Annotated in this window: 1 protein-coding gene and 1 pseudogene; both read right to left on the bottom strand. The window is 75.3% G+C overall.

Features of this window, described 5'->3' with window-relative positions:
- Positions 1 to 291 (bottom strand): annotated as a pseudogene (locus R6V09_RS54115) (type II secretion system F family protein); the annotation flags it as partial.
- Between the two features lie 202 nt (positions 292 to 493).
- Positions 494 to 849, bottom strand: a 356-nt coding sequence (locus R6V09_RS54110; RefSeq protein WP_442810327.1) for a type II secretion system F family protein, incomplete at its 5' end; no start/stop codon positions are given.

Raw genomic sequence — 849 nt, 5'->3', positions numbered from 1 at the left:
AAGTGCGGCAACCCCGCCCACCACGACTCCGGCGACCCCACCGACCAACACCCACCCGGCACCCACGACGCCCATCACGGGCATCCACAGCCGCACGGCGTCCCGTACCTCGAACCACCGCCCGGCAGGCGGCACCTCCCTAACCTCCCGAGCTTCCCGAAGCAGCAGCCCGGCCAGCCGTCGCCGGGCCCTCCGCTCCCGCCGCAGCGAGTCCAGCCACCGCACCAACCACGCCACGACCAGCACCGCCCCCAGGGCCACCCCCAGCCTGTGGACAACTTCCGTACTCACGCGGTCCTCCTTCTCCGACCTCGACCGGCTTCCGCTTCAGCACGCACGCCGCTCCCAGCCCTCGCCGAGCGGCCGATCCCCTCCAGCCGGCCAACCCCGAATCCCGGCGGCCGACCCGTCACGCCCTCGCGCCGTCCCGCCCCAGAACGGCCTCCGAGACCACCAGCGCCACTCCGACACCCGGCGACCACGACTGCCCCGCTCACGCCGCCTCCACCCCGCGCACGATCCGCAGCGCCCACCACATCCCCAGGCCCTCCAGCAACCCCCCGACCACCAGGCACCCCAACCCCGCCCCGCTGTGCAGCAGCACCCGCAACGGATCGGCGCCCATCGCCGCGCCGAGCAGCAGCCCGAGTACCGGCAGTCCGGCGAGCATCACGGCGGTGGCCCGCGCTCCGGCCAACTGGGCGCGGAGGTCGGCCCGTTGGTCCCGGTCCGCGCGCAACGCCCCTTCGAGCCGGTCGAGTCCCGCGGCGAGTCCGGCCCCCTGGTCCACGGCCACCCGCCAGCACGCGGCCAGCCCCAACAGACCGTCCGCACCCGGCTGTCGGGCCG

It is taken from the genome of Streptomyces sp. W16, from assembly GCF_033194735.1.
Classification (GTDB): Bacteria; Actinomycetota; Actinomycetes; order Streptomycetales; family Streptomycetaceae; genus Streptomyces.
The sequence above is the reverse complement of the archived record's forward strand: the minus strand, read 5'-3'. Positions and strand labels throughout refer to the sequence as shown.